The 22,871-nt window shown below is 46.6% G+C and carries 18 protein-coding genes; 10 read left to right on the top strand and 8 right to left on the bottom strand.

The window, feature by feature from the left end:
- Nucleotides 1-221: 221 nt before the first annotated feature.
- Nucleotides 222-1,349: an IscS subfamily cysteine desulfurase gene (locus tag OF158_RS03260; protein ID WP_035182454.1), complete on the bottom strand. Its 1,128-nt coding sequence runs from the start codon at nucleotides 1,347-1,349 to the stop codon at nucleotides 222-224.
- Between the two features lie 83 nt (nucleotides 1,350-1,432).
- Here OF158_RS03260 and nadB point away from each other — a divergent pair, with 83 nt between their 5' ends.
- Genes nadB through nadA form a run of 3 tightly spaced genes read left to right on the top strand, consistent with a single transcriptional unit; the run spans nucleotide 1,433 to nucleotide 4,939 of the window.
- Entirely contained in the window at nucleotides 1,433-3,025 is a 1,593-nt protein-coding gene (gene nadB / locus OF158_RS03255; protein ID WP_035182456.1) for an L-aspartate oxidase, read from the top strand.
- On the top strand, nucleotides 2,994-3,845 hold the full coding sequence (nadC, locus tag OF158_RS03250; RefSeq protein ID WP_014096113.1) for a carboxylating nicotinate-nucleotide diphosphorylase: 852 nt from the start codon (nucleotides 2,994-2,996) through the stop codon (nucleotides 3,843-3,845). The genes nadB and nadC overlap by 32 nt, the downstream gene beginning before the upstream one ends.
- A complete protein-coding gene (nadA, locus tag OF158_RS03245) occupies nucleotides 3,842-4,939 on the top strand; it encodes a quinolinate synthase NadA (protein ID WP_017551911.1) in 1,098 nt (365 codons plus the stop codon). Before nadC ends, nadA begins: the two co-directional genes overlap by 4 nt.
- A gap of 148 nt (nucleotides 4,940-5,087) precedes the next feature.
- Here nadA and OF158_RS03240 read toward each other — a convergent pair whose 3' ends face one another.
- Entirely contained in the window at nucleotides 5,088-6,260 is a 1,173-nt protein-coding gene (locus tag OF158_RS03240) for an ROK family transcriptional regulator (protein ID WP_014096115.1), read from the bottom strand.
- Between the two features lie 208 nt (nucleotides 6,261-6,468).
- On the opposite strand from OF158_RS03240, the gene xylA reads away from it, so the two are divergent.
- From xylA to OF158_RS03220, 4 genes are all read left to right on the top strand, one after another.
- Complete coding sequence (gene xylA / locus OF158_RS03235; RefSeq protein WP_026104657.1) at nucleotides 6,469-7,803, top strand: xylose isomerase; 1,335 nt, start codon at nucleotides 6,469-6,471, stop codon at nucleotides 7,801-7,803.
- 59 nt (nucleotides 7,804-7,862) lie between these two features.
- Nucleotides 7,863-9,398, top strand: coding sequence for a xylulokinase (xylB, locus tag OF158_RS03230; protein ID WP_017551910.1), 1,536 nt, complete (start codon nucleotides 7,863-7,865; stop codon nucleotides 9,396-9,398).
- Nucleotides 9,388-10,767, top strand: a complete 1,380-nt coding sequence (locus OF158_RS03225) for a sugar porter family MFS transporter (protein ID WP_014096118.1) — start codon at nucleotides 9,388-9,390, stop codon at nucleotides 10,765-10,767. Before xylB ends, OF158_RS03225 begins: the two co-directional genes overlap by 11 nt.
- A 286-nt stretch (nucleotides 10,768-11,053) precedes the next feature.
- Nucleotides 11,054-12,136: an iron-containing alcohol dehydrogenase family protein gene (locus OF158_RS03220; protein WP_035182470.1), complete on the top strand. Its 1,083-nt coding sequence runs from the start codon at nucleotides 11,054-11,056 to the stop codon at nucleotides 12,134-12,136.
- 203 nt (nucleotides 12,137-12,339) lie between these two features.
- On the opposite strand, the gene OF158_RS03215 is transcribed toward OF158_RS03220, so the two are convergent.
- From OF158_RS03215 to OF158_RS03205, 3 genes are all read right to left on the bottom strand, one after another.
- Nucleotides 12,340-12,504, bottom strand: a complete 165-nt coding sequence (locus OF158_RS03215) for a hypothetical protein (protein ID WP_013858399.1) — start codon at nucleotides 12,502-12,504, stop codon at nucleotides 12,340-12,342.
- Between the two features lie 127 nt (nucleotides 12,505-12,631).
- Nucleotides 12,632-13,606, bottom strand: coding sequence for an Rpn family recombination-promoting nuclease/putative transposase (locus tag OF158_RS03210; RefSeq protein WP_014096120.1), 975 nt, complete (start codon nucleotides 13,604-13,606; stop codon nucleotides 12,632-12,634).
- Nucleotides 13,551-15,128 (bottom strand): YifB family Mg chelatase-like AAA ATPase, encoded by a 1,578-nt coding sequence (locus tag OF158_RS03205; RefSeq protein ID WP_014096121.1) that lies wholly within the window; start codon nucleotides 15,126-15,128, stop codon nucleotides 13,551-13,553. Before OF158_RS03205 ends, OF158_RS03210 begins: the two co-directional genes overlap by 56 nt.
- Before the next feature lie 150 nt (nucleotides 15,129-15,278).
- On the opposite strand from OF158_RS03205, the gene OF158_RS03200 reads away from it, so the two are divergent.
- Complete coding sequence (locus OF158_RS03200) at nucleotides 15,279-16,757, top strand: carboxylesterase/lipase family protein (RefSeq protein WP_035182471.1); 1,479 nt, start codon at nucleotides 15,279-15,281, stop codon at nucleotides 16,755-16,757.
- 392 nt (nucleotides 16,758-17,149) lie between these two features.
- Here OF158_RS03200 and ltrA read toward each other — a convergent pair whose 3' ends face one another.
- From ltrA to OF158_RS03185, 3 genes are all read right to left on the bottom strand, one after another.
- A complete protein-coding gene (ltrA, locus tag OF158_RS03195) occupies nucleotides 17,150-18,559 on the bottom strand; it encodes a group II intron reverse transcriptase/maturase (RefSeq protein ID WP_043052469.1) in 1,410 nt (469 codons plus the stop codon).
- Nucleotides 18,560-18,999: 440 nt separating this feature from the next.
- Nucleotides 19,000-19,716 (bottom strand): MBL fold metallo-hydrolase, encoded by a 717-nt coding sequence (locus OF158_RS03190; RefSeq protein WP_035182475.1) that lies wholly within the window; start codon nucleotides 19,714-19,716, stop codon nucleotides 19,000-19,002.
- Between the two features lie 623 nt (nucleotides 19,717-20,339).
- Nucleotides 20,340-21,155 carry an SGNH/GDSL hydrolase family protein gene (locus OF158_RS03185; protein WP_017551905.1) on the bottom strand — a complete coding sequence of 272 codons (816 nt, stop codon included), beginning with the start codon at nucleotides 21,153-21,155 and terminating at the stop codon, nucleotides 20,340-20,342.
- 432 nt (nucleotides 21,156-21,587) lie between these two features.
- Here OF158_RS03185 and OF158_RS03180 point away from each other — a divergent pair, with 432 nt between their 5' ends.
- Both OF158_RS03180 and OF158_RS03175 read left to right on the top strand, forming a co-directional pair.
- Entirely contained in the window at nucleotides 21,588-22,160 is a 573-nt protein-coding gene (locus OF158_RS03180) for a cupin domain-containing protein (protein ID WP_017551904.1), read from the top strand.
- Nucleotides 22,161-22,310: 150 nt separating this feature from the next.
- Entirely contained in the window at nucleotides 22,311-22,604 is a 294-nt protein-coding gene (locus OF158_RS03175) for a hypothetical protein (protein ID WP_013858390.1), read from the top strand.
- Nucleotides 22,605-22,871 lie beyond the last annotated feature (267 nt).

Below are 22,871 nucleotides of genomic sequence, written 5' to 3'. Positions count from 1 at the left end.
AAGTTTCCGAGTTTCTTGACCTATTCGAGGTAAATATATCACCACACCGGGGAAGCTGTCAACAGCAAAATTAAGTAACAGCGTGTCTTCCCATTTTTTCCACTCATCTATCCCTTCAAGTAAAATTCTACCCATACATGTTCTTCCATATACCCTCTTTCCACATTACCAACTGCTTGAACCATAAGTCACTCAATGTTTGTTCAGCGGGCAAATAGATTTCATCTCGCGGTTCCGACACGGTGCACAGCCGCAATCTGTTTCAATCTTTCTCCGAGTGAAAAGATCTCCTCTTTTGTTGTGTGGCGCCCAAAAGAAATTCTAAAAAACTGATCAGCCGCTTCCTTCGGGTATCCCATGGCTTCAACCGCTTTGCTCCCGCCTTCATGATGTTCCTGGCAGGCGCTCCCGGTTGAAATCGCGAATCCCGCTTTGTTACACTCCAATAAAACAAGCTGCCCCTGAACGCCTGTAATCATACAGCCGACGATGGAAGGAAGCTGCATCGCCCGTTCCCCTTCTATAAAAACAACCGCCCCGCCGGTTGCCTCTTTTAATGCAGTCCGGTATTCCCAGTCCCGCTCACTTTCTATCAAAATTTCCTCGACAGCGGCAGCAAATCCGGCAATGCCGGGCACATTCACCGTCCCGCCGCGGAACCCCTTTTCATGGGATAAATGCGGAAAAACAGGCGCCATGACACAAGAGGGGTGAATGTACACTGCTCCGACCCCTTTTGGCCCGTGAATTTTGTGTGAAGAGAGGGTGATGCTGTCGACGTAAGGGATCATGCGTGCTACATCTGCTTTGCCAAATGACTGCACACAATCGGAATGAAACAGGATCCCCCGCCTTCTTACCATCAGGGAAATTTCCTCAATAGGCTGGATGGTGCCGATTTCCTGGTTAATATGCTGAACCGAAACGAGCACCGTGTCCGGCCGGATCGCCGCTTCAAGCTTCTTAACATCCACCGTCCCTTTTTCTGTAAACAGGAGCCTTGTCACTTCAAATCCCAGCCTTTCCAAAAACCCGAGCGCCGAATGGACGGACGCATGCTCCGCCATCGACGAAATGATATGTTTTCCCCTTCCGGAAGCTCCCATTGCAAGCGAAACAATCGCCAATAAATTCCCCTCCGTCCCGCCTGAAGTAAAATACAGCCCTTCAGCCGGTATGCCGAGATAGCTGCTGATCAAGTCCCGCGATTTTTCAAGAACCGCACACGCATCCGTCCCGATGTCATGCAGGCTTTCACTGTTTCCGTAAAAAGATTCGGCCGCTTCCATAAACGTCTCCCGTGCCCGTTCACTCATTTTTGTCGTTGCCGCATAATCAAAATAAAACATAGCTAGCCTCCTAAAAAGTACTTGTATTCAGTTTAATTTTGTGCAAAGATAGGTGTCAAGACAGATGTAAAGTAGGGAGACCGATGACAGAAAAAATATGTATCTTGGGAAGCGGGATTGCCGCCTTACAGTTGGCCGTGCACTTGGGCAGCCGCTACGAAGTGACGATCATCACAAAGGCGCAGGTAAAAACGAGCAATTCCTACAAAGCACAAGGCGGGATCGCAGCCGTCCTCTCGCCGGAAGACCGTTTTGAATTGCATGTGAAAGACACGATCCGGGCGGGCTGCCGGCACCATGATGAAAAAGAAGTGGAAAAATTGGTGAAAGAGGGTGCGGCTGTAGCGGAAGCACTCATAAAAAGCGGGCTTCCCGTAGACAGGCGGCCGGACGGCGGGCTTGATTTAGGGCTTGAAGGCGCCCATACAGTGCACCGTATTCTCCATTGCGGCGGCGATGCAACCGGCAAATTTGTCATTCAACATCTTCTCGGGCAACTTGGAAAAAACGTCCGGATGATCGAACATGAGCTGGCGTTTGAACTAATCGTATCCGCAGAAACAGGACGCGTAACCGGTGTAAAAACAAAAACGGCCGACGGCAACATCCGCCACTATTTTTCCGATCATACCGTGATCGCAACCGGCGGGCTTGGGAGCTTGTATCCTTTCACCTCCAACCACCCGGAAATCATCGGCGACGGGATTGCAATGGCATACCGGGCCGGCGCGGAACTTGCAGATATGGAGTTCGTCCAGTTCCACCCGACATTATTGTATGCGGAAGGCCGCGCGAAAGGCCTTGTATCCGAAGCCGTCCGTGGAGAGGGTGCAGTGCTTATGGATGAAAACGGATCGCCTGTCATGGCGGGCGTCCACCAGTTAAAAGACCTGGCACCCAGGCATGTGGTCGCCCACCAAATCCATCAGACGATTCATAGCGGAAAGAAAGTTTTTCTGGACATCCGTAAAATCAAAAACTTTGAAAAAAGGTTCCCGACCATTTCCCGGATTTGCCGGGAAAGCGGCATTGATATCCATTCCGGCCTGTTGCCTATTGTCCCGGGCAGCCATTTCTTTATGGGCGGCATCGTAGTGGATACATATGGCAGAACAACGGTAAACGGGCTGTATGCAATCGGGGAAGCCGCGGCAAGCGGCGTACACGGTGCAAATCGGCTCGCCAGCAATTCGCTTTTGGAAGGGCTCGTATTTGGCAAACGGCTCGCAGCGTTTTTAAATGCATTGGAACCTGAAGCATCGGGCGGCGAAACAGCAGAAATCGCCCGCCCTCCTTTAAATCCGGAAATTGCCCGCCGGCTAGACACCGCAGCATTGAAGGAAAAAATGATGGAAAATGCCGGTGTGATCCGTACGGAAACCGGGTTGCGGCATCTTTTGCGGTGGCTCGAAGCACGCGGGGCTGATACGTTTTCCGCTTTTTCACTCGACCATCTTACAAAGGAAGAAATAGAAAAAGTCTTTATGTTTACCAACAGCTTTTTCATCACACAATCGGCGCTTTTCCGGAAAGAATCGCGTGGTGCCCATATCCGCGCCGATTACCCGGATGAAAGCAGCGACTGGCAGGGTATCCATCTCATTCATGCAAAAAACAAAGGCTTGATCGCAAGGAGGGGACTTTATGAACAAGCTCAAACTTCAATCCATGCTTAAAGATTTTTTCATGGAAGACATTGGGGAAGGCGATATCAATACGGAATATATTTTTTCGCCGGATCAGCCGGGCAAATTAACGTTCATTGCAAAGCAAAACGGGATTTTCTGTGGGAAAGATGTGATAGAAGAAGGTTTCCGTATCCTGGACAGTACGGTGAGACCCCGCATTTTCCCCCGGGACGGTGCCTGGATTGAAAAAGGTACGGTCATTGCAGAAATCCACGGGCCCATTGTAAGCCTCCTTTCCGGAGAGCGGGTAATCCTGAATCTCGTCCAGCGCATGTCGGGCATTGCAACAACAACAAACGCTGCAGTCCGTGAGACGAAAGGCACCCATGCAAAGATTTGCGATACAAGAAAGACAACCCCTGGCCTCCGGATGCTTGAAAAATCCGCCGTTAAAGCAGGCGGCGGATTCAACCACCGGCGCGGGCTGTACGACTGTGTCATGCTGAAAGACAACCATATCGCATTTGCCGGCAGCATCACAAAAGCCGTGGAAACAGTGAAAGCATCCATCGGGCATACCGTAAAAATTGAAGTCGAAATTGAAACAAAGGACCATCTGCTTGAGGCTGTCCGTGCCGGTGCCGACATCATCATGTTTGACAACCGCACACCGGAAGAAGTCTGCGAATGGCTGCCGCTCGTGCCGCCCCATATTGCGACGGAAGCATCAGGCGGCATCACAATGGAAAATATCCGGAGCTATGCTGAAACCGGCGTCGATTGGATCTCGCTCGGATTTTTGACCCATTCCTATCAAATACTTGATATCAGTGCAATCGTGGAAAATACGAAGGAGGTTGCTTTATGAGCCTGCTGAAAACGTTACAACTTACGGCTTTGCCGGAAAAATATCAGTCCCTTGCGCAAGAAGAAATGGAAAACCGGGTTTGGGACATCAAAAAAGAAATGGGCGCGCAACTTTTCCTCCCATGTCACCACTACCAGCGTGAAGAAGTATACCAGTTTGCCGATGCTGCCGGTGATTCGCTGCAGCTTGCGCAAATTTCGGCAAAAAACCGCCATGCCAAATACATTGTGTTTTGCGGTGTACATTTTATGGCAGAAACGGCGGATATTTTAACATCGGCGGAACAAACCGTCATTCTTCCCGACATGCGTGCAGGCTGCTCGATGGCAGACATGGCCGACATCCACCAGACGGAACGGGCATGGGATATGTTGCAATCTTTGTTCGGGGATACGATGCTGCCCCTTACCTATGTCAACTCCACAGCAGCGATAAAAGCATTTGTCGGGCGCAACGGCGGGGCAACCGTTACCTCTTCAAATGCGAAAAAAATGGTCAAGTGGGCCTTCACCCAGAAAAAACGGGTTTTCTTTTTACCAGACCAGCATCTCGGCCGGAACACTGCATTTGATTTGGGCGTGGAACTCGCAGATATGGCAGTCTGGGACCCGATCCGGAACGAACTTATCTACGAAGGCGCGCTGGAAAATGTGAAAGTCATTTTATGGAAAGGGCACTGCTCCGTACACGCGCACTTTACCATCAAAAATATCGAATTCGTGCGCGCGAAATATCCGGATATGCAAATCATTGTCCATCCGGAATGTGCGCATGAAGTGGTTGCCCTGTCAGATTTCAGCGGCTCCACAAAATACATCATTGATACGATTGAAAACGCGCCGGCCGGGAGCGCCTGGGCAATTGGCACTGAAATGAACCTGGTGCAGCGCCTGATCAAAAATCATCCGGATAAAAAGATTATTTCGTTAAATCCGGTCATGTGCCCGTGCCTGACCATGAACCGGATCGACCTGCCCCATCTTTTATGGTCACTGGAAAATATCATCGAGGGCAAAGAAACAAACGTGATCAAAGTAGAGGAAAACACAGCGCGGGATGCGGTTTTGGCGTTAGAGCGGATGTTAAAACTTTAATGATTCCCGGTTTCAAATTGGCACGTGCTTGGACTCAGGGGCCCAGAGAGCCCCTTTTTGTCTTTTTGGTGGTTTGCACGTGGGCGCTCCGCATCTTTTTCTTTTATGGCCTAGCTTTAACATGAACACCAGGTTACCTGCAGCATCCTTAATTCCCGTAAAGCTCTTCCGACTCCATCAAAAAATGATGGACAATAAAAGCCGCAGCCCCAACTGCTGTCGCATTCCGATGCAACTGCGACAAATAAATTCGATGGTTCTGCCGGACATATTTTGACACTCTGGATGCAATCGTACTTTGTATAGAATTTAAAATGGTCGGGTTTTCCTGAATTAAATTACTGCGAAGCACAATCGCCTCGGGGTTAAAGGTATTGATAATATTCGTAAGGCCGATTCCTAAAAAGTACCCCAGCTTATCCAATTCCCGTAGTGTTTCACCATCATTTTCCTTTACCCAATTCGTCACTTCTTCCAAAGTAATCCGGCGTTTGTTTTTTACTAAGCACAGTTGATCATAAAAAGCTTTTTCGGATGCATAAAGTTCCCAGCAACCTTTATTGCCGCAGCCGCACTGCCTGCCGTTAAAGTCAATCGACATATGCCCCATTTCACCGGAAAAGCCTTCTTTTCCGCGATACAGTTCATCATTAACAATGATACCAAGCCCAATACCAATGCCAATACTGACATATATGCCATTTTTGCATCCTTTCAAGATGCCAAACAATTTTTCGCCGTATGCCCCGGCATTTGCCTCATTGTCCACCAAAACAGGACAATCAAAATGGGTTTGCAGCAAGCCTTTTAAATCCACATCCCGCCAGCCGGAATTCGGTGTAAACAGCACATTCTGTTGCATATCGACAAATCCGTGAACGCCCGCGCCAATGCCAATAATACCGTACGGGGAAGACGACACTTTACTTGCAACAAGCCGGATTCTTTCAATAATTACCGGCTTTATCATCTCAAAAGAAGGATCTTCAATTTCACAGTAATCACTGTAAATCATGTTTCCGTCCAAATCAGTAAGCACTGTTAAAATATATGTCACACCAATATCCACGCCAATAGCATAACCGGCTTTTTCATTAAATACTAGCATAACCGGCTTTCTTCCACCGCTCGACAAGCCAGTGCCCACTTCTTTCACAAGCTTCTTTTCTATCAAAAACGATACCTGGGAAGAAATCGTTGCTTTATTTAATTTCGTAATTTTTGCTAATTTGGCACGGGAAATTTGCTCATGTTTCATCAACTCGTTCAAAATCACCCGCTGGTTTTGATTTTTAATAAAACTTTGGTCCGCTATGTGCATGTTGTAATATCTCTCCATTCGTAAAGGCACTAAACAAACATTATCGGTTTTTATCATTATATCAAAAATTTTTCTTAAAAATTGGTTGTTTTTTTTAAAAGACCGTGCTACTATGAACATGTACTTAGTTTAACCGTTAAACAAACAAAGTGCTATTTTTCTAGGGCCCTATGTATACGCTTGCAATGAATGATAGGAGGGGACAATGATGGCATATTTTCCAAATGTCAGCAAAATCACTTATTCTGGCAAACAATTGAAAAGCGGTCTTTCATTTAATCATTACAATCCGAAAGAACTCGTTGGTGGAAAAACGATGGAAGAACAGCTTCGATTCTCAGTCGCATTCTGGCACACCTTTACTGAAAGCGGTACCGATCCGTTTGGCGCAGGCTCCAAGATCCGCCCGTGGGATCGCTTCACAGGCATGGATCTTGCCAAAGCAAGAGTAGAAGCAGCATTTGAATTTTTTGAAAAACTAGGTAACCCTTATTTCTGCTTTCATGACCGCGATATTGCTCCTGAAGGCGATACATTAAGGGAAACAAATAAAAATCTGGACGTCATCGTTGCCATGATTAAAGATTATATGAAAACAAGCAAAGTAAAACTCTTATGGAATACAGCCAATATGTTCACAAATCCACGTTTTGTCCACGGTGCAGCTAGCTCTTGCAACGCAGATGTTTTCGCGTACGCAGCCGCCCAAGTGAAAAAAGGGCTTGAAGTCGGGAAAGAACTGGGCGCTGAAAACTATGTATTTTGGGGCGGCCGGGAAGGCTATGAAACTTTGTTAAATACAGATTTGAAGCTGGAACAGGACAACCTGGCACGGTTCTTCCATATGGCCGTTGATTACGCGAAAGAAATCGGATTTGATGCTCAGTTCTTGCTTGAGCCGAAACCGAAAGAACCGACAAAACATCAATATGATTTTGATGCTGCTACGACTATTGCATTCTTAAAAACTTACGATTTGGATCAACACTTCAAGCTGAATCTTGAAGCAAATCATGCCACTTTGGCCGGCCATACGTTTGAACATGAAATCCGGGTTGCGCGTACCCACGGCTTGCTTGGCTCTTTGGATGCGAACCAGGGTGATCCGCTGCTCGGCTGGGATACAGATGAATTCCCGACAGATCTCTATTCCACCACGCTTGCGATGTATGAAGTATTGAAAAACGGCGGCCTTGGCAGGGGCGGATTGAACTTTGATGCGAAAACACGCCGCGCCTCGTTCACAGATGAAGATCTGTTTTATGCCCATATTGCCGGTATGGACAGCTTTGCCCTTGGATTAAAAGTAGCGAACCGGCTGATTGAAGACCGGGTATTTGATGCCTTTATCGAAGAACGGTACAGCAGTTATAAAGAAGGCATCGGCGCCGATATCGTTTCCGGCAAAGCTGATTTTAAATCACTTGAAAATTATATTCTTGATAAAAAAGAAATTATAAACCAATCTGGCCGCCTGGAACAACTGAAAAATACGCTGAACCATTATATTGTGCAAGAAGCCTATCAAAGTGTAAATGCATAAAATTCCGAACCGGCCTGCCTGGATGAAGGCCGGCCGGTTTATTCAATGGGGAGATTAAGATGAAATATGCAATCGGTGTCGATCTTGGGACAAGTTCTGTTAAAGTATTACTTGTTGACCAAAACGGACAGGTGGTTTCATCTGTTTCTAAATCCTATCCGTTAATGCAGCCGCACCCGGGTTACAGCGAACAGGATCCGGAACAGTGGGTCGAAAAAACGATTCAAGCTTTGAAAGAACTAACGGAAAAATCCGGGGTACCCCGCGATGAAATTGAAGGGCTCAGTTTTTCTGGCCAAATGCACGGGCTTGTGCTGCTGGACGAAAATCTGCAAGTCATCCGCAATGCTATTCTTTGGAACGACACAAGAACAACTGAACAATGCAAAAAAATCGATCAAGTACTGGGTGGCAAGCTGCTGGAAATTACAAAAAATCCGGCCTTAGAAGGGTTCACACTTCCGAAGATACTTTGGGTCCAGCAGTACGAACCGGAAAATTTCCGGAAAACGCGTGTCTTTCTCCTGCCAAAAGATTATCTTCGTTACCGGTTAACCGGAACGATTGGCATGGATTACTCGGATGCAGCGGGCACTCTGTTGTTAGATATCGTCAATCAATCATGGAGCACGGATATTTTGCGCACATTTGACATCCCGGCCGATATTTGCCCGCCGCTTGTTGAGACGGAAGCAGAAGTCGGCACATTATTGCCGGACATCGCTGCGACGTGCGGCCTTTCTCCTGCGACCAAAGTGTTTGCCGGTGGGGCGGACAATGCCTGCGGTGCGATCGGCGCCGGCATTTTAGAAGAAGGCAAAGCACTTTGCAGCATTGGCACATCCGGTGTATTCCTTTCATATGAATCAGACAGCAATAAAAACTTTGGCGGCAAAGTGCATCTTTTTAATCATGGACAGAAAGATGCTTACTATACAATGGGCGTTACACTTGCCGCCGGATACAGTCTGTCCTGGTTTAAGGATACATTCACAAAAGGCGAAGATTTTGCAACATTGCTGGAAGAAGCCGCGCATTCTTCGATCGGGGCAAACGGGCTGCTTTTCACACCGTTTATTGCCGGGGAAAGAACGCCCTATGCCGATGCAAAAATCCGCGGCACTTTTACAGGAATTGACAGCTCACATACCAGGCGGGATTTTACCCGTGCAGTGATGGAAGGTATTGCCTTCTCTATCAATGAAAGCGTTGAAATTTTTCGAAACTATGGCAAGAACATCGATACCGTGATATCCATCGGCGGCGGTGCGAAAAGTGACCTGTGGCTGCAAATTCAGGCTGATATTTTTCAAGCAAAAGTCATCAAACTTCAGAATGAACAAGGTCCTGGGATGGGCGCCGCCATGATTGCAGCAAGCGGATTAGGATGGTTCTCTTCCCTCAAAGATTGTGCAGCCGCCTTTATCCGGACAGGCCGGACATTTGAGCCGATACCGAAAAACGTGAAGCGTTACCGGGATTTTTACCAGGTTTATAAAGATGTTTATCCGCACACCGTCGCGATCAATCACCAGTTGTTTGATTTAAGAAGAGTAAACGAATCGCGGTTTGGAGGGAAAACAGATGAAATTTAAAATCAATAATGGCTTGATTTACTTTTTTGGCGCTTTGGGCGGATTATTATTTGGATATGATACCGGTGTAATTTCCGGCGCCCTTCTTTTTATCAAAAATGATTTACACCTGACTTCCTGGACAGAAGGAATTGTCGTCAGCTCCATTCTGTTTGGCTGTATGATCGGTGCCGCAATTAGCGGAGCAATGTCTGACAGATGGGGAAGAAAAAAAGTCGTTCTCATCGCAGCATCTGTTTTCTGTATTGGAGCATTAGGTACCGCGTTGGCACCAAATACTGGTGTTTTAATTCTTTTCCGGGTCATATTGGGCCTGGCAGTCGGAAGTGCCTCTACCCTTGTTCCAATGTATTTATCAGAAATGGCACCAACTTCAATCCGCGGTGCATTGTCCAGTTTGAATCAACTGATGATCATGACAGGTATTTTATTGGCTTATATCATTAACTATGTTTTTGCTGCTACAGGAAGCTGGCGCTGGATGCTCGGTTTTGCGCTGATCCCGGGTTTGCTGATGTTAATCGGTATGCTTTTTTTACCAGAAAGCCCACGTTGGCTTTTGAAACAGGGAAAAGAACCTGAAGCAAGAACGATTCTCAATTATATGAGAAAAGGGCACGGCGTTGAAGAAGAAATACGTGAGATCAAGCAAGCAAACGAACTTGAAAAAAATCAGGGCGGTTTTAGTGAAGTAAAACAAGCGTGGGTGCGGCCAGCATTAATTGCCGGCATAGGATTGGCAGTCTTTCAACAGATCATTGGCTGCAATACCGTTCTATATTACGCACCTACCACTTTTACAAACGTCGGGCTAGGAGCATCTGCAGCTATTCTGGGTACAGTAGGCATCGGGATTGTTAACGTGATCATTACAGCTATTGCAGTTCTTATCATCGATAAAGTTGGTAGAAAACCACTTTTATTAATCGGTAATGCCGGTATGTCTCTTGCCTTATTTGTACTGGGGATTGTAAACGCTTTACTTGGCCCGTCAACTGCTGCCAGTTGGACAACGGTGATTTGCCTGGCTGTTTACATTGCATTTTTCTCCCTCAGCTGGGGACCGGTCGTATGGGTGATGCTCTCTGAAATCTTTCCGCTTAAAATTCGCGGCATAGGCATGGGGATTGGCAGTGTTACAAACTGGCTTGCAAACTTAATTGTCTCCTTAACTTTTCCTAAATTGATTGAACAATTTGGCATTTCAACCATGTTTATTATATATGGCATTATGGGTGTTCTGGCGTTCATCTTTGTAACCCGAAAAGTATCCGAGACAAAAGGAAAAAGCCTTGAGCAAATTGAGATTGATCTCAGACAACAAGCTGAGCATAAAAAATTTAACTTTTCTCAATCCATACAAAAATAATTTATTAAACAACGGCTGCATTAGTCAGTCGTTGTTTTGTTGATTAAGCACATCTGTCTTATATGTATAAAGTAATCTCAATCACGTACTCCGTTATCCAAACTTGACTAATCAATGGAGCTGCAATACTTAGTTAAGTTTCTATACCAAAAGATTTCTTGATAACCAGTATCTGTAAAAAATAGAGTTTGTACTTATGACATTTATAAAAAAATTATTGAAATATAATTTATTTAGGCGTAAGCTGGACATACATCAAATTTTTATATCACGGAGGTCCTGTAAGATGCGTCTAAGCCAAGTCATAAGAAGCGGTCCAAACCAATACATATGTGAAGAAGATGCAGCCAAATATTTGGAAGAAAAGCTGAAAGAATTCAAATATCCGGTTGTCATTACCGGGGTAAAATCATTCAAAGCATTTCAAAAATTTGCGTCAATACCGCAAAACTGGCCGGTACTCCGGTACGATCATACTGCAAGTGAGAAAAACATGGCAAAACTGGCGGAACAGGCAGGCCGTGCAGATGTCATCGTCGGGATTGGCGGCGGCAAAGTGCTCGATACGGCAAAGGGAACAGCAGAACTGCTCAACTGTGAAGTCGTGCTCGTTCCAACGCTAGCCGGAACGTGTGCCGGTTATACGCCTTTATCCGCTGTTTATCATGAAGACGGCTCATTCAGTCATGTCGCTTATTACAAACGTTCCGCCTTTTTAACCCTGATCGATTTGCGTATTCTCCTGAACGCACCGGCCGAATATTTGCTGGGCGGAATTGGCGATTCTTTAGCCAAATGGTATGAAGCAGAAGGCATCACCCGTTCCATGAAACATTTGCCGGTGATGGTCGAACTCGGCCTCCGCTCCGCAAAAGCGATTTATGAAGGGATCTTGCGCGACAGTGAGCAGGCATTACACGACCGAAACGAAGGGAAGATAACCGACGCTTTCCGCAATATAGTTGAAATTATAATTGGCGCGGCCGGGACAGTCGGCGGCTTTGCCGGCGAATACGGAAGAATGGCTGGGGCCCACGCCATCCATAACGGGCTGACCTTCCTGCCGGAAACGCATTCCATTCTGCACGGTTCCAAAGTGGCTTACGGCATCCTTGTCCAATTAGCGGCAACAGGCGATATCAATGAAGTGAAAAAACTGCTTCCGTTGTATCAAAAACTCGGTTTTCCTTATAATCTGGATACACTGCATGTGACGGAAAATCATGGCGCGGCCATTGAAAAAGTCGCAGCATATGCCGCAAAACCCGAAGAATCCTTTCGCCTGCTTGGCAGCTTTACGAAGGCGCAAATTGCAAAAGCAATGGAAACAATCGAACAGCTCACGGCTGAAAAGGCTGATATCAAATGATTGGCACGGGCGGCCCCGGAACAAGGCCGCCTTCACCCTGCTTAAATGCAATCCGTTTGTTGCACCATTTTTTCAAAGTTTCCGCCTTTTCTGTTTGCATCACTTGCAATAGAAATGGCCGCCATAGCGGACTTTCATACGGGATCGCCATTTAAAATGCGGTTATGGAGGCAATTAGGCCTGCCAAAAAATTCGATGCCATATTAATCTTCACCCTTACTTGGATCTGCTTCATCCAGAGACAATCTGACCACTTTCGTATATTCACCTTTTGCTATTTCTTCCGGCGTTGCTTTTTGGTCGAGCTCTTCCTGGTCGTCAAGGCCAGTCGCAAGTGTCGGCTCAACACGTCCGTTCTCTTTTTCCACTCTCTCCACATCCTTATTGAAGTGATGCGGCTAGTTTTCCACGGATGCTCACAATTTATGCGATTGCAGCCGATTGCTCGGTTCTATTTTAAAATTTTGAATTTCTTCTTCCGGCAACCCAGTGTATTTATTGATCACACCTAAGTCTGGTTGCTCCGCTCTGTTTCAGCTTTTTCAATTCTTCCTCTGCCAGCCCGGTGTATTTTGCGATTGATGCCAGATCCTGGTTCTCTTCCAGCATTCTTTTGGCAATCCTTAATGCCGCTCTCCTTTCCCCTTCTTTCAACCCCTCTTTCAATCCTTCTTCCTTTCCTTCTTCTTTTCCTTCTTCTTTTCCTTCTTCCTTCCCTTTTTTGTACCCTTTGTCGTAAAAGGAATTTGGCAGGCGCAGGATTTGGTCGGCTTCTTGCGGATCCAGATTTTTAATGCTTGACATCACAAGTTCATCCTCCTTATCCGTTAATTTAAAATAAGAATCAAAAAATCCATAGATTAGTGCCATTCTTGCCGGGTCGAGTTCCATGCGGGCCATCATTCTTAAGAACTCTACTTTTACCTGTACTTTTTCTTTTTTTGTATACCCCATTTTGCTGAGCAGTGCAGCCGCAACGGGATTGTTGCTTCGAATATATTCTTTCCAGTTTTTCCTGATTAAGTGTATGGACATATAACGAAAACGGATGGACTCAAAGTTGCGGATTCTTACGGTGAAAAGAGAAGGAGTTTCCCTGCGTTTATTATAACTGAAAACAGCAATTGGCAAAACCGGCAAGCGATATTTTTCATAAATGCGGGAATAGTAAATAAACATCCGTTCCGGAAATTCCATTTGATAATAAGACTGCGGTTCCACATGGATGAGGACAACCGTGTCTTCCCCTTTTAATTTCAATTTTGCCAAAATATCAATTCTGCGTTGTTCACCAGCTGTGATGTCTGTAAACAGATCCTGCTGGAGGAATTCCACATCAGAAAAGTCCATCCACCGCGCTACTTCCGGGAAAAAGGCTTCCATGAAATCTGCAAAAAAAGTTTGGATAAGTTCTTTAAACAAGCGGTCGTGCGGCAAATACTCCGCTTTTTCTTCCATTATAAGTTGCATATGCATCCACCTTTCTTTTTCCAAAAAGATGATTTCTTTTCATTTGCAATGCCTGCCAGAGCGCGTCTTCTGACAGCTCCCGGCTGCCTTGCAAATCTGAAATCGTCCTTGCCAGCCTGAGAATTTTCATTTGTGCCCGGCTGCTGAAGTTTTCCTTGCTTGCCCACTGCCTGAGCATTAAACTGCTGCTGTTTGCGAGCGGATTTTTTTGTAGAAAGATTTCGTTTGGCACTGTACCGTTACAAACTTCCGCCCCGTACCTTTCGTACTGCCTTTTCCTTGCTTCCGTGACGCGGGTTCGGATCTGTTCTGAAGTTTCGTTTATTTTCCCGGACTCTTCCAGTAACGGTACTGTCCCGACTGGCAAAAATATGTCAAAGCGGTCTAACAGCGGTCCGGAAATCCGGTTTTGATAAGCTTGAATTTGTTTTGGCGTGCATGTGCAATACGCATGGGGCGACCCGAGATAACCGCATGGGCACAAGTTCATGGCCGCAAGCATAATAAACCGGGCAGGGTAAGTCACCGTGGAAGCGGCTCTGCTAATGGTTACTTTCCCATTTTCAAGCGGCTGCCTGAGCATATCAAGCGTTCTTTTTGGAAACTCGGCCATTTCATCGAGAAACAGCACCCCGTGATGGGCTAATGAAATTTCACCCGGATGCGGCCGGGAACCCCCACCGACGAGTGAAACTGCAGATGAAGCGTGATGCGGCGCGCGAAACGGCGGTTTCCGGTGAAATCCCCTTTTCACGTTTGCAAGCTGATAGAGTCCCGCCACTTCAAAAGAAGACGTTTCCGAAAGCGGCGGCAAAATCGAAGGAAAAGCCTCAGCCAGCATACTTTTTCCGCTTCCGGGCGGGCCGTACATTAAAACATTGTGGCTTCCGGCGGCGGCAATCTCCAGTACTTTTTTCGCATGCCGGTGCCCAAGAATCATGCTGAAATCTGCTTCGAATGAATACTCATCTGGTTGCAGCTGCCTCTTTTTCCGGACAGGCGGCAGCTTCTTTCCGGACAATGAATCGAGTACGTCCTTTAAATGCTGGACAAATATAATATCCATCCCGTCCATTTGTGAAAAGGGAAGTTCCGCAGAGGCTGGCAAATACAATCTTTTCATGCCTAATCCCCTTGCTGCCATCACATACGGAAGCATCCCAGCCACTGCCTGAACAGACCCGTCCAGTGAGAGCGCGCCCAAAAAGGCAGTATGATCAGGAATTCTGGCATGAAAAAAGTGGTTTTCTGCCATCAGCCCGATTGCAATGGGCAGATCAAGTGCAGGACTGTTTTTCCGCTCGTCTGCCGGGGAAAGATTGACAATCGTTTTGCTTTGGAACAGCATACATCCAATCGATGAACATGCACCCCGTATTCGTTCCTTAGATTCTTTCACCGAAGCATCCGGCAACCCGACAATGGTGATCCCGGACCCGCACCCCAACATCATCTGCACTTCGGCATGAACACAATATCCTTCTATTCCCTTTAGGCCAATGCTGCTTATGATGGTTGCCATATTTTCGCACCCCTTCACCCGAACTTACATTCTATAAACAGAATAAAAGATCGTACGTTCGTTGTCAATCTATTTTTCAAAAAAACTGAAAGGAAATTTGCACATTCCCGTCGAATACTTTAGAAATCCATTCCGGAAAGGAGAATAAAAATGAAGACAGCAATTGTTGAAACCGTTTTCGGAAAGGCCCGGGGATACGAGGAAAAAGGTGTGCAAATCTGGAAAGGGATTCCCTATGCAAAACCGCCAATCGGACCTTTGCGTTTCCGCCCGCCGGAACTGCCCGAACCCTGGGCAGGCGTAAAAGATTGCACGCAGTTCGGGCCAATTGCATGGCAGCCGCCGGTTGAACTGATGGATTTTCTCGGGAATCCGGCTGAAAATATGGACGAAGACTGCCTGAATCTTAATATTTGGACGCCTGGAGCAGACGGGGAGAGGCGTCCTGTTATGGTATGGATCCACGGCGGCGCGTTTGCTAACGGGGCAGGTTCAGCGCCTTCTTATGACGGCTCTGCTTTTGCCAAAAACGGGGATGTTGTTGTGGTCACGATCAATTACCGGCTCGGAGCGCTCGGTTTTCTGTATCTTGGCGAAATGGGCGGAGAAAAATATGAGGCCTCCGGAAATTGCGGGATCCTCGATCAGATCGCAGCTTTAAAATGGGTAAAAGAAAATATTGCTGCTTTCGGCGGGGATCCGGACTGCGTGACCATTTTCGGCGAATCTGCAGGTGCCATGAGTGTTGCGGCATTGCTTTCTTCCCCTGCCGCAAGCGGGTTGTTTCATAAGGCCATTCTCGAAAGCGGGGCGGCCAATTTTACCGCTACACCTGAACGGGCAGCCAAAAATACACGACGCATACTGGAAACGCTTGGTCTGGAGAAAAAAGATGTTGCAAAACTGGCAGAGGTGCCGGCAAAAAATCTAGCAGAGGCTGTGAATTCGCTCCCTTTCATGAGCCTACTTCCGGTTACAGATGGCATTGTGCTGCCGGAACATCCGGAAAGGGCTCTTGAAAATGCGGCAAAGGACATTCCGGTTTTAATCGGAACAAATAAGGACGAATACCGGCTGTTCACTGTTTTCGATCCGGTGTGGAAAAGGCAGGACCCTAAAGAGATGCAGGACGTTTTCCAAAAAACATTTGCAAAGTATTGGGACGCCCTTTCCGCAAAAATTACAGATCCAAGTGCATTTACCCAGGAATTATACGACCGGATCATGACATACTTTGTATTTACCGGTCCTGCCTTAAAATTGGCAGATACCCGCGCACAAACCGGGGAAAAGGTGTGGATGTACCAGTTTGACTGGGAAAGCCCCGTTTATAACGGGACGCTTAAAGCCTGCCATGCCCTGGAAATTCCATTTGTGTGGCATACGCTGGAACAACCCGGCACGGAAAACTTAACGGGAAATGCACCCGGCCGGCATGCGCTTGCAGACCGGATGCATCAGGCGTGGATTGCTTTTGCCCAAAATGGCGATCCGAATTGCAGTCTGCTCCCCGAATGGCCGCCATATAACACAAGGCAGCGGCCCGCGATGATTTTTGGCCAGGATTGCAGAGTAGAAAAGGATCCGCACCAAGCCGAGCGGGCATTGTGGGGCGGCCTGGGGGAATGAGAAGCCGCGGCAAAAGGCAAAATAGCTCGGGCGGCGGGCATTTTTCAAATCAACATGCCGGCGAACCTGCACCAGGCAGGGGGGGCAGGATGACAAGGCCGCCCGGAACATGAGCGGCAACAAAACCCATTTTATATCACACACCGGCGATACGGCCCACACCAGAAAAGGAAGGCTGCGGGGCAAGGTCGGCCGCTATATGACTCAAAAACGACAAAAAACGGCCCACACCAGAAAAGGAAAAAACAGAAAGACAGGGACTTTTCTTCCCCATGTCCGGCATCTTTTCCAGCCATCGGTTTGGCTTAATCGAGTAGGAGGCTAATCATTATTTGATTAGCCGACCTCTCACACCACCGTGCGTACGGTTCCGTACACGGCGGTTCTAAAGTTTACGACCGTACAGACAGATAGTAATCCAGAAAACTTATATACCTTGCTCTTCGGAAGAGTTCGTTTGTAAGGGTTCTAGCTAAGATATGGCTGCCGGAGATTCTCCAGTAGCCTTTTCTTGTGTTAGCCCATTCCCACGCCTTTCTTTTATTGATCCCTAATTTCTTGAGCCAATAAAATCTTGTGCGTACTCTCTTCCATCTTTTCCAAGTTACCATTCGCATTCTTCTTCGTGTCCATTGGTCCAGTCTGGTTACCAGACTTTTCATATCCGCTAGCTTGTAGTAATTTACCCATCCTCGGACAGTGTCGTTTAGCCTTTTCTTTCTTTCCTCTACGCTTAATCCGTTGCTTCTTCCTGTGATTCTGCGAATTTTCTCCTTTAATTTTTGAACACCCTTCGGGTGTACCCGGAATTTGCATTTTCCTTCATAAAGGTAAAATCCATAACTCAGGAACTTGATGTTTCTAATATGTGTGATCATCGTCTTCTCTCGGTTCACTTTGAGTCGCAATTTCTTCTCAATGAATGGGAGAATGTTATGGTATGTTCTTTCGCAGCTTCTTCGGCTTTTACAGAATATGATCACATCATCAGCGTAACGGACAAATCGGTGATTTCTTGCTTCCATTTCTTTATCCAATTCGTTTAACATTACATTGGCAAGAAGCGGACTTAGTGGTCCTCCTTGTGGAACACCGAAATCATTTGTTGTCCTTATTCCTTTGATCATAACACCTGCATTTAGGAATTTATGGATTAAGGAGATTACACGTCCGTCGTGAATTGTTTCACTCAATATCTGGATAAGCTTACTATGGTTTACCGTGTCAAAGTACTGTTCTAAGTCCAGGTCTACTACATACTGGTATCCTTCATTTACATTCTTTTGGCACTTGAGAAGTGCCTGATGTGTACTTCTATGTGGTCGGAAACCATAGCTATTGTCTGAGAACTTTCTTTCATATATAGGGACTAGGACCTGCGAAATGGCTTGTTGGATGACTCGGTCTACTACCGTTGGTATTCCAAGTTTCCTTGTTTTCCCGTTGTCTTTTGGAATTTCTACCCTTCTAACGGGTTGGGGCTTGTATGTCCCATTTCGAATGGAGAGGACGAGTTCCCTCTGATGTTCAGTTAGGTATGCCAAAAGTTCACCTGTTTTCATTCCATCGACACCGCCCGCACCTTTGTTTTTCTTTACCTTTTTATAGGCACGGTGCAGGTTATTACTTGAAAGGATTCGTTCGAGCATCCATTCGTTCTGTCTGTTGGTGTTAGTGGTGTTGTTTTCAGTTATCCTCTTGAAACTATGCCCTCTGCCATATCCTTCCTGTTCCGCAGTATCTTTTTGACAGCAGGTTTCTTCCTGTTTTCTGCATTTGTTCGTTTCTTCGGTAACTTTCATTGACTTCCACTTCCTTTAGTTCAGCCCTTCCTTCGATGCTCCAGGCATCTCCGTACTATGGCTTCTGCTGACTTCTCACGGCAAATCTTGTTTCAACCAGGTTTCATACTCTGTTTCCACCTGTCCGTGAGACCTCCCGTGGTAAGGTGATTTGCTTTCATTCCATGTACCCGCACCATTTACGTTTCCACATCCGGATAGCTTTTGGGCTTTGACTTGTTCAGCAGCCTTACCCTGTGAGAGTACGCCTAATGATGTTCGTGTTCCTCGGGTCAGAATTTTGCCTCCAGCTTCCTTCAGATTCCATCTCACGATGGACACCCTTGCTCTTGGCTAATGGTTGGTCGCTACCTACCCCCATAGCGGACTTACACCGCCTAGCGAATCGCCATGCACGGCGCACTGAAATAAGAACGTGGCTTTTTTGCCACGCTCTTATTTCATTCTGCAAGCTTGCGAATCTGTTCATTTACATTTTCATGGCACAGGCCGCCGTGGTAGCAGATGACGGATTCAATATCAAAATCAAGCAGCTTTTTCAATGAAGCCATTGCGGTTCCCATATCAGGCGTGACTTGCTGTCTGGGGCCATGCAGTTTGCCGTTGTCTGCAACCATCGCATCCGCAGCGATCAATGTTTTGCTCTTTTTAAGATACAGGCAGCAATGGCCAGGCGTATGCCCCGGTGTAAAAATCACCTCTATTCCGCCGCCAAAAGGCAGAACTTCTCCATCCCCGATCACTTTGTCCACTTTCGCTTTCGGCGGATTCAAATACATCTGTTTCATTTCTTCCGGCATCGATTCCCATCTTGCCGGATCGATCTTTTCCGGATCCGCTTTGATCAGAAGCCTCTCCCCTTCGATATATGGCTTGTCCAGCCCGTGTGCGTACACCGTAATGGAATGGCCGGACTCTGCCAATATTTCCGGCACGCTGCCAATATGATCCATATCCTGGTGCGTCAGAATAACTGCGTCCAATTTTTCAAACGGCACGCCCGCCTTCTCCATTTCTGCATGGATCAAATCAAGCGAACCCGGCATGCCGGCATCTACCAAAACCGCTTTCTGTTCATCCCAGATCAAAGTGGGGTGAATGATAAAATGGTTCAGGTTGATTTCCAGCATCGCAACGCCCTCGGCAATTTTTTTCAATTGAATCCCTCCCATCTGCATTGTCTTTTCCATTTTATCACAAAAAACAGACAGCCCTATTCTGCTGCCTTTCGCTATTCCTTCCGAAGCTGGAGCTTATGGCGCTGGTGCGCGCCATCGCTGCACCAATAAGAAAAAGGAGGACTCCTGGCACGAGAACGTTAAAAACATGGGTGGCCGTATTAGGCAGCACCGTACTAAATCCGTTTCTCGGTGAAGAACTCCCGGCCACGCCGGCAACGCCAACTTTATAAAACCACAATTGGAAACGGCATGTTAACCTTTTGCATCTCGATAGTTCTTGATAACGAATTACAATGGGCATTGCATCAACTGTCTCTCAAAATAAATGCAGCTGAAAGCGACGCCATTTTTTCGTAATAACGAACAAAATACTTTCTTTTTCGCAACATTCCTTTGTTTTCCTTGCTTTTTAAAAATATATTAAGAACAAATTGTTTTATATTACGAACAATTCGTTTTTCACTGAGGTGATTTATCCGAAAACAGCAAAAAGCCCTGTCTTTCAGAGATAGCCTTCTGAAAGACAGGGCGATATATTCACAATCCTTGAGCGCCTGCCAAAAGACCGGGGGTTGCCCTTCCGAAAAGCAGCCAGTATTTTACTTTAACAGCCCATACGCTTTTTTGTACACCGTATTTGCAATTTCTTTATGCCCTTTGTCATTGGCGAGCCAGCCGTCGCTTTTGCCCGTGGCCGCTTTCTCTCCGTTCGGGCCGTGTGTATCGGAACGGTTTAGCCAAACAGATTCAATATTGGCAACAGGAACCCCTTTTGCCTTCCCAACCTCTTCAATGGCGTGGTCATAAGTGAAGGACAACTGGCCGCTGTTCCAGGTGGTGATCAAAATGATTTTTGTTTTCTTACCGGTACCCTTTCTGATTTCATCCACAAAATTTTCAAGATCTTTCTTAAATTGGCCAGTAGAAACATAAGTATTTTTGGCATTCCGGTTCAGATCGAATGTACCAAACTCAATCGTCACAAGATCAGGATGATTGAAAATAATATGGAGAAGACTGTCTGCCCCATGATCCTTCAGACCGGTCCCGCTCTTGCCATAGCCATTGATGGTCTTCACTTCATATCCAAGGTCTTGGTGGATGCGCCCGGCCAACAAAGCGGTATACGTTTTGCTTTTTTTCGTTGCAAAATCCCCCGCTGTTAGGCTGGAGCCGACCGGCAGATATACCAGTTCTTTTCCTTTATGCTTTTCGTAAATCTGTTTTGCCGCGCTTTCCTTTGCCGCTTTTGCCTCCAGGCTGTGCTGCCTTTCTTTTGCCAAGTCTTTTTTATATTGTTGCTGTGCTTTTTCAATCGTTTTTCCGGTGTTCGCCTGATAATACCAGTTACCGGTCCCCAGCACGCCAACCGTAATGAAAAACAATAAAACAACGAGCCATCCTTTTTTTCCCAAACTGCCGTCCTCCTGAAATGGTTTCTTAAACTATTATACAAGATTGCGCGTTAGAGGGGAAAAAGGAGATGATGTGGAGTATCCTAACCTAAAAAATGGCGCGGCTGTTTTTTTCTCCCGCTAATGTCCCATTCATTGTGGCATGGTCGTCTATCCTAATGACGCTCCATTCATCGTGGCATGGACGTCTATCCTAAACTAACGTTGCCGCAAGCTTTACAAGATGAATGACTTTGAGAAAAAGCCCATGGACTTTTGGTAAAAAGTGAAAGTTTCCTATAGGAGAAACAGGGAAAAACAATGATAAGAATAGAACTTAACCAGGCAAGAAAATTCTGCCTATAACTATGGCGGTCGAGTAACGCATTCGGATAGAATGAACGAGAAGCCGGAAAATCATGAAACTTAATTGAAGGAGGAGGGAAAACAAAAATGAAACGGATGCTTCCATTGATGGCAGCTTCAGATGGCAAAAATGCAGGGGGGACAGCAGCAAACGATCATGTTTCTGCATTTTATTTTGAGGAGAACGACGGGATTCCGAATAATCCGTTCCTCCCTGTACTCATTTACCACGGTGTTTTTAAAGGACGGACAGACGAAATTGAGAAAGTGTTTCAAAAAAACAATTGGGGAAACAACTGGGTATGGACCATTTTCCCTTACCATCATTTCCACAGCAATTCCCATGAAGTGATTGCGGTACGAAGCGGTTATGCCAAAGTGCAGCTTGGCGGCCCTAAAGGCAAAATCTTTACAATATCTGAAGGTGATTGTGTGCTGTTGCCGGCCGGAACCGGGCATAAACGGATTGAGTCAGGAGGCGGGTTCGCGGTGACAGGGGGTTATCCGGGCGGGCAGGATTATGATACCCAAATGAGGGCAGATGAAACCTTGCGCGAAAATATCCGCAAAACCGGCATGCCGGAAACCGATCCCGTGTTTGGAAAAAACGGGCCGCTTTTTTCCTATTGGACCCGTGAACCGGGCGGCAAAGCAGGATGAGCGGCAGTTCGCGGGCAGAAACGGCCGCCAGGGCAGGCTGGTTCCAGCGCAAAAGATGAAATTTCTTTCTAGTTTGCATTCCATATTGCATAAAATGAAACCAAACTTGAAAGACTAGCCTTGTATTCTTTACAGAAATGGGTGTGAATCATGAAGGAAATTTTGGAACAAGTGAAGGAAAAGCTCGAAAACGCTTATAATCATCCCGATTCAGCAGATTTAGATGCCTGCATCCGGCAGCTTCAGGATGCCCGCCAGCAGTACGGGGACAAAGGGACGATGATTGAAGATGCCATTACGGCGATCGAACAGGCGAAGCATTCGATCCCGGAACACCGCCATGCAGGTACTGATTCGGCGGCAGGCGCATTCGGCCAGGCATACAACGCCCTTGAGCATGCCATTGAGTCTTTCTCTGGAACGGAAAATAATGATCCATTTTAAAAGGCAGATTTTTAAAAACAGCATCGTGCTCCATTCAAACCTTGGATTTTCCAAGGTTTTTCTGTTATTCCATCCATGTAGCGCGAACCGGGCAACGATTTTGGCCAAGGAAGCCAATACTCTCCAAATGATTTCCGCAATCGCGGTTTCAGCAATTTCTCCCATGCATCCCTTAAAAAAAAGCCCAACCGCGCCTTCCCTGCTTTTTCAATTCCGGAACCTCCCATTTCCAAATCCTGCTGCTGCAAAAATAACCGCAATCAGGGT

The sequence above is a fragment of the Weizmannia sp. WK01 genome, assembly GCF_025905465.1.
GTDB lineage: Bacteria > Bacillota > Bacilli > Bacillales > Bacillaceae_C > Weizmannia > Weizmannia faecalis.
This window is presented reverse-complemented; position numbering and strand designations above follow the sequence as displayed.

Coding starts and splice junctions, on each gene's coding strand:
- OF158_RS03260 (WP_035182454.1), bottom strand. CDS start 1,349: ATGTTTTATTTTGATTATGCGGCAACGACAAAAATGAGTGAACGGGCA.
- nadB (WP_035182456.1), top strand. CDS start 1,433: ATGACAGAAAAAATATGTATCTTGGGAAGCGGGATTGCCGCCTTACAG.
- nadC (WP_014096113.1), top strand. CDS start 2,994: ATGAACAAGCTCAAACTTCAATCCATGCTTAAAGATTTTTTCATGGAA.
- nadA (WP_017551911.1), top strand. CDS start 3,842: ATGAGCCTGCTGAAAACGTTACAACTTACGGCTTTGCCGGAAAAATAT.
- OF158_RS03240 (WP_014096115.1), bottom strand. CDS start 6,260: ATGCACATAGCGGACCAAAGTTTTATTAAAAATCAAAACCAGCGGGTG.
- xylA (WP_026104657.1), top strand. CDS start 6,469: ATGGCATATTTTCCAAATGTCAGCAAAATCACTTATTCTGGCAAACAA.
- xylB (WP_017551910.1), top strand. CDS start 7,863: ATGAAATATGCAATCGGTGTCGATCTTGGGACAAGTTCTGTTAAAGTA.
- OF158_RS03225 (WP_014096118.1), top strand. CDS start 9,388: ATGAAATTTAAAATCAATAATGGCTTGATTTACTTTTTTGGCGCTTTG.
- OF158_RS03220 (WP_035182470.1), top strand. CDS start 11,054: ATGCGTCTAAGCCAAGTCATAAGAAGCGGTCCAAACCAATACATATGT.
- OF158_RS03210 (WP_014096120.1), bottom strand. CDS start 13,606: ATGCAACTTATAATGGAAGAAAAAGCGGAGTATTTGCCGCACGACCGC.
- OF158_RS03205 (WP_014096121.1), bottom strand. CDS start 15,128: ATGGCAACCATCATAAGCAGCATTGGCCTAAAGGGAATAGAAGGATAT.
- OF158_RS03200 (WP_035182471.1), top strand. CDS start 15,279: ATGAAGACAGCAATTGTTGAAACCGTTTTCGGAAAGGCCCGGGGATAC.
- ltrA (WP_043052469.1), bottom strand. CDS start 18,559: ATGAAAGTTACCGAAGAAACGAACAAATGCAGAAAACAGGAAGAAACC.
- OF158_RS03180 (WP_017551904.1), top strand. CDS start 21,588: ATGAAACGGATGCTTCCATTGATGGCAGCTTCAGATGGCAAAAATGCA.
- OF158_RS03175 (WP_013858390.1), top strand. CDS start 22,311: ATGAAGGAAATTTTGGAACAAGTGAAGGAAAAGCTCGAAAACGCTTAT.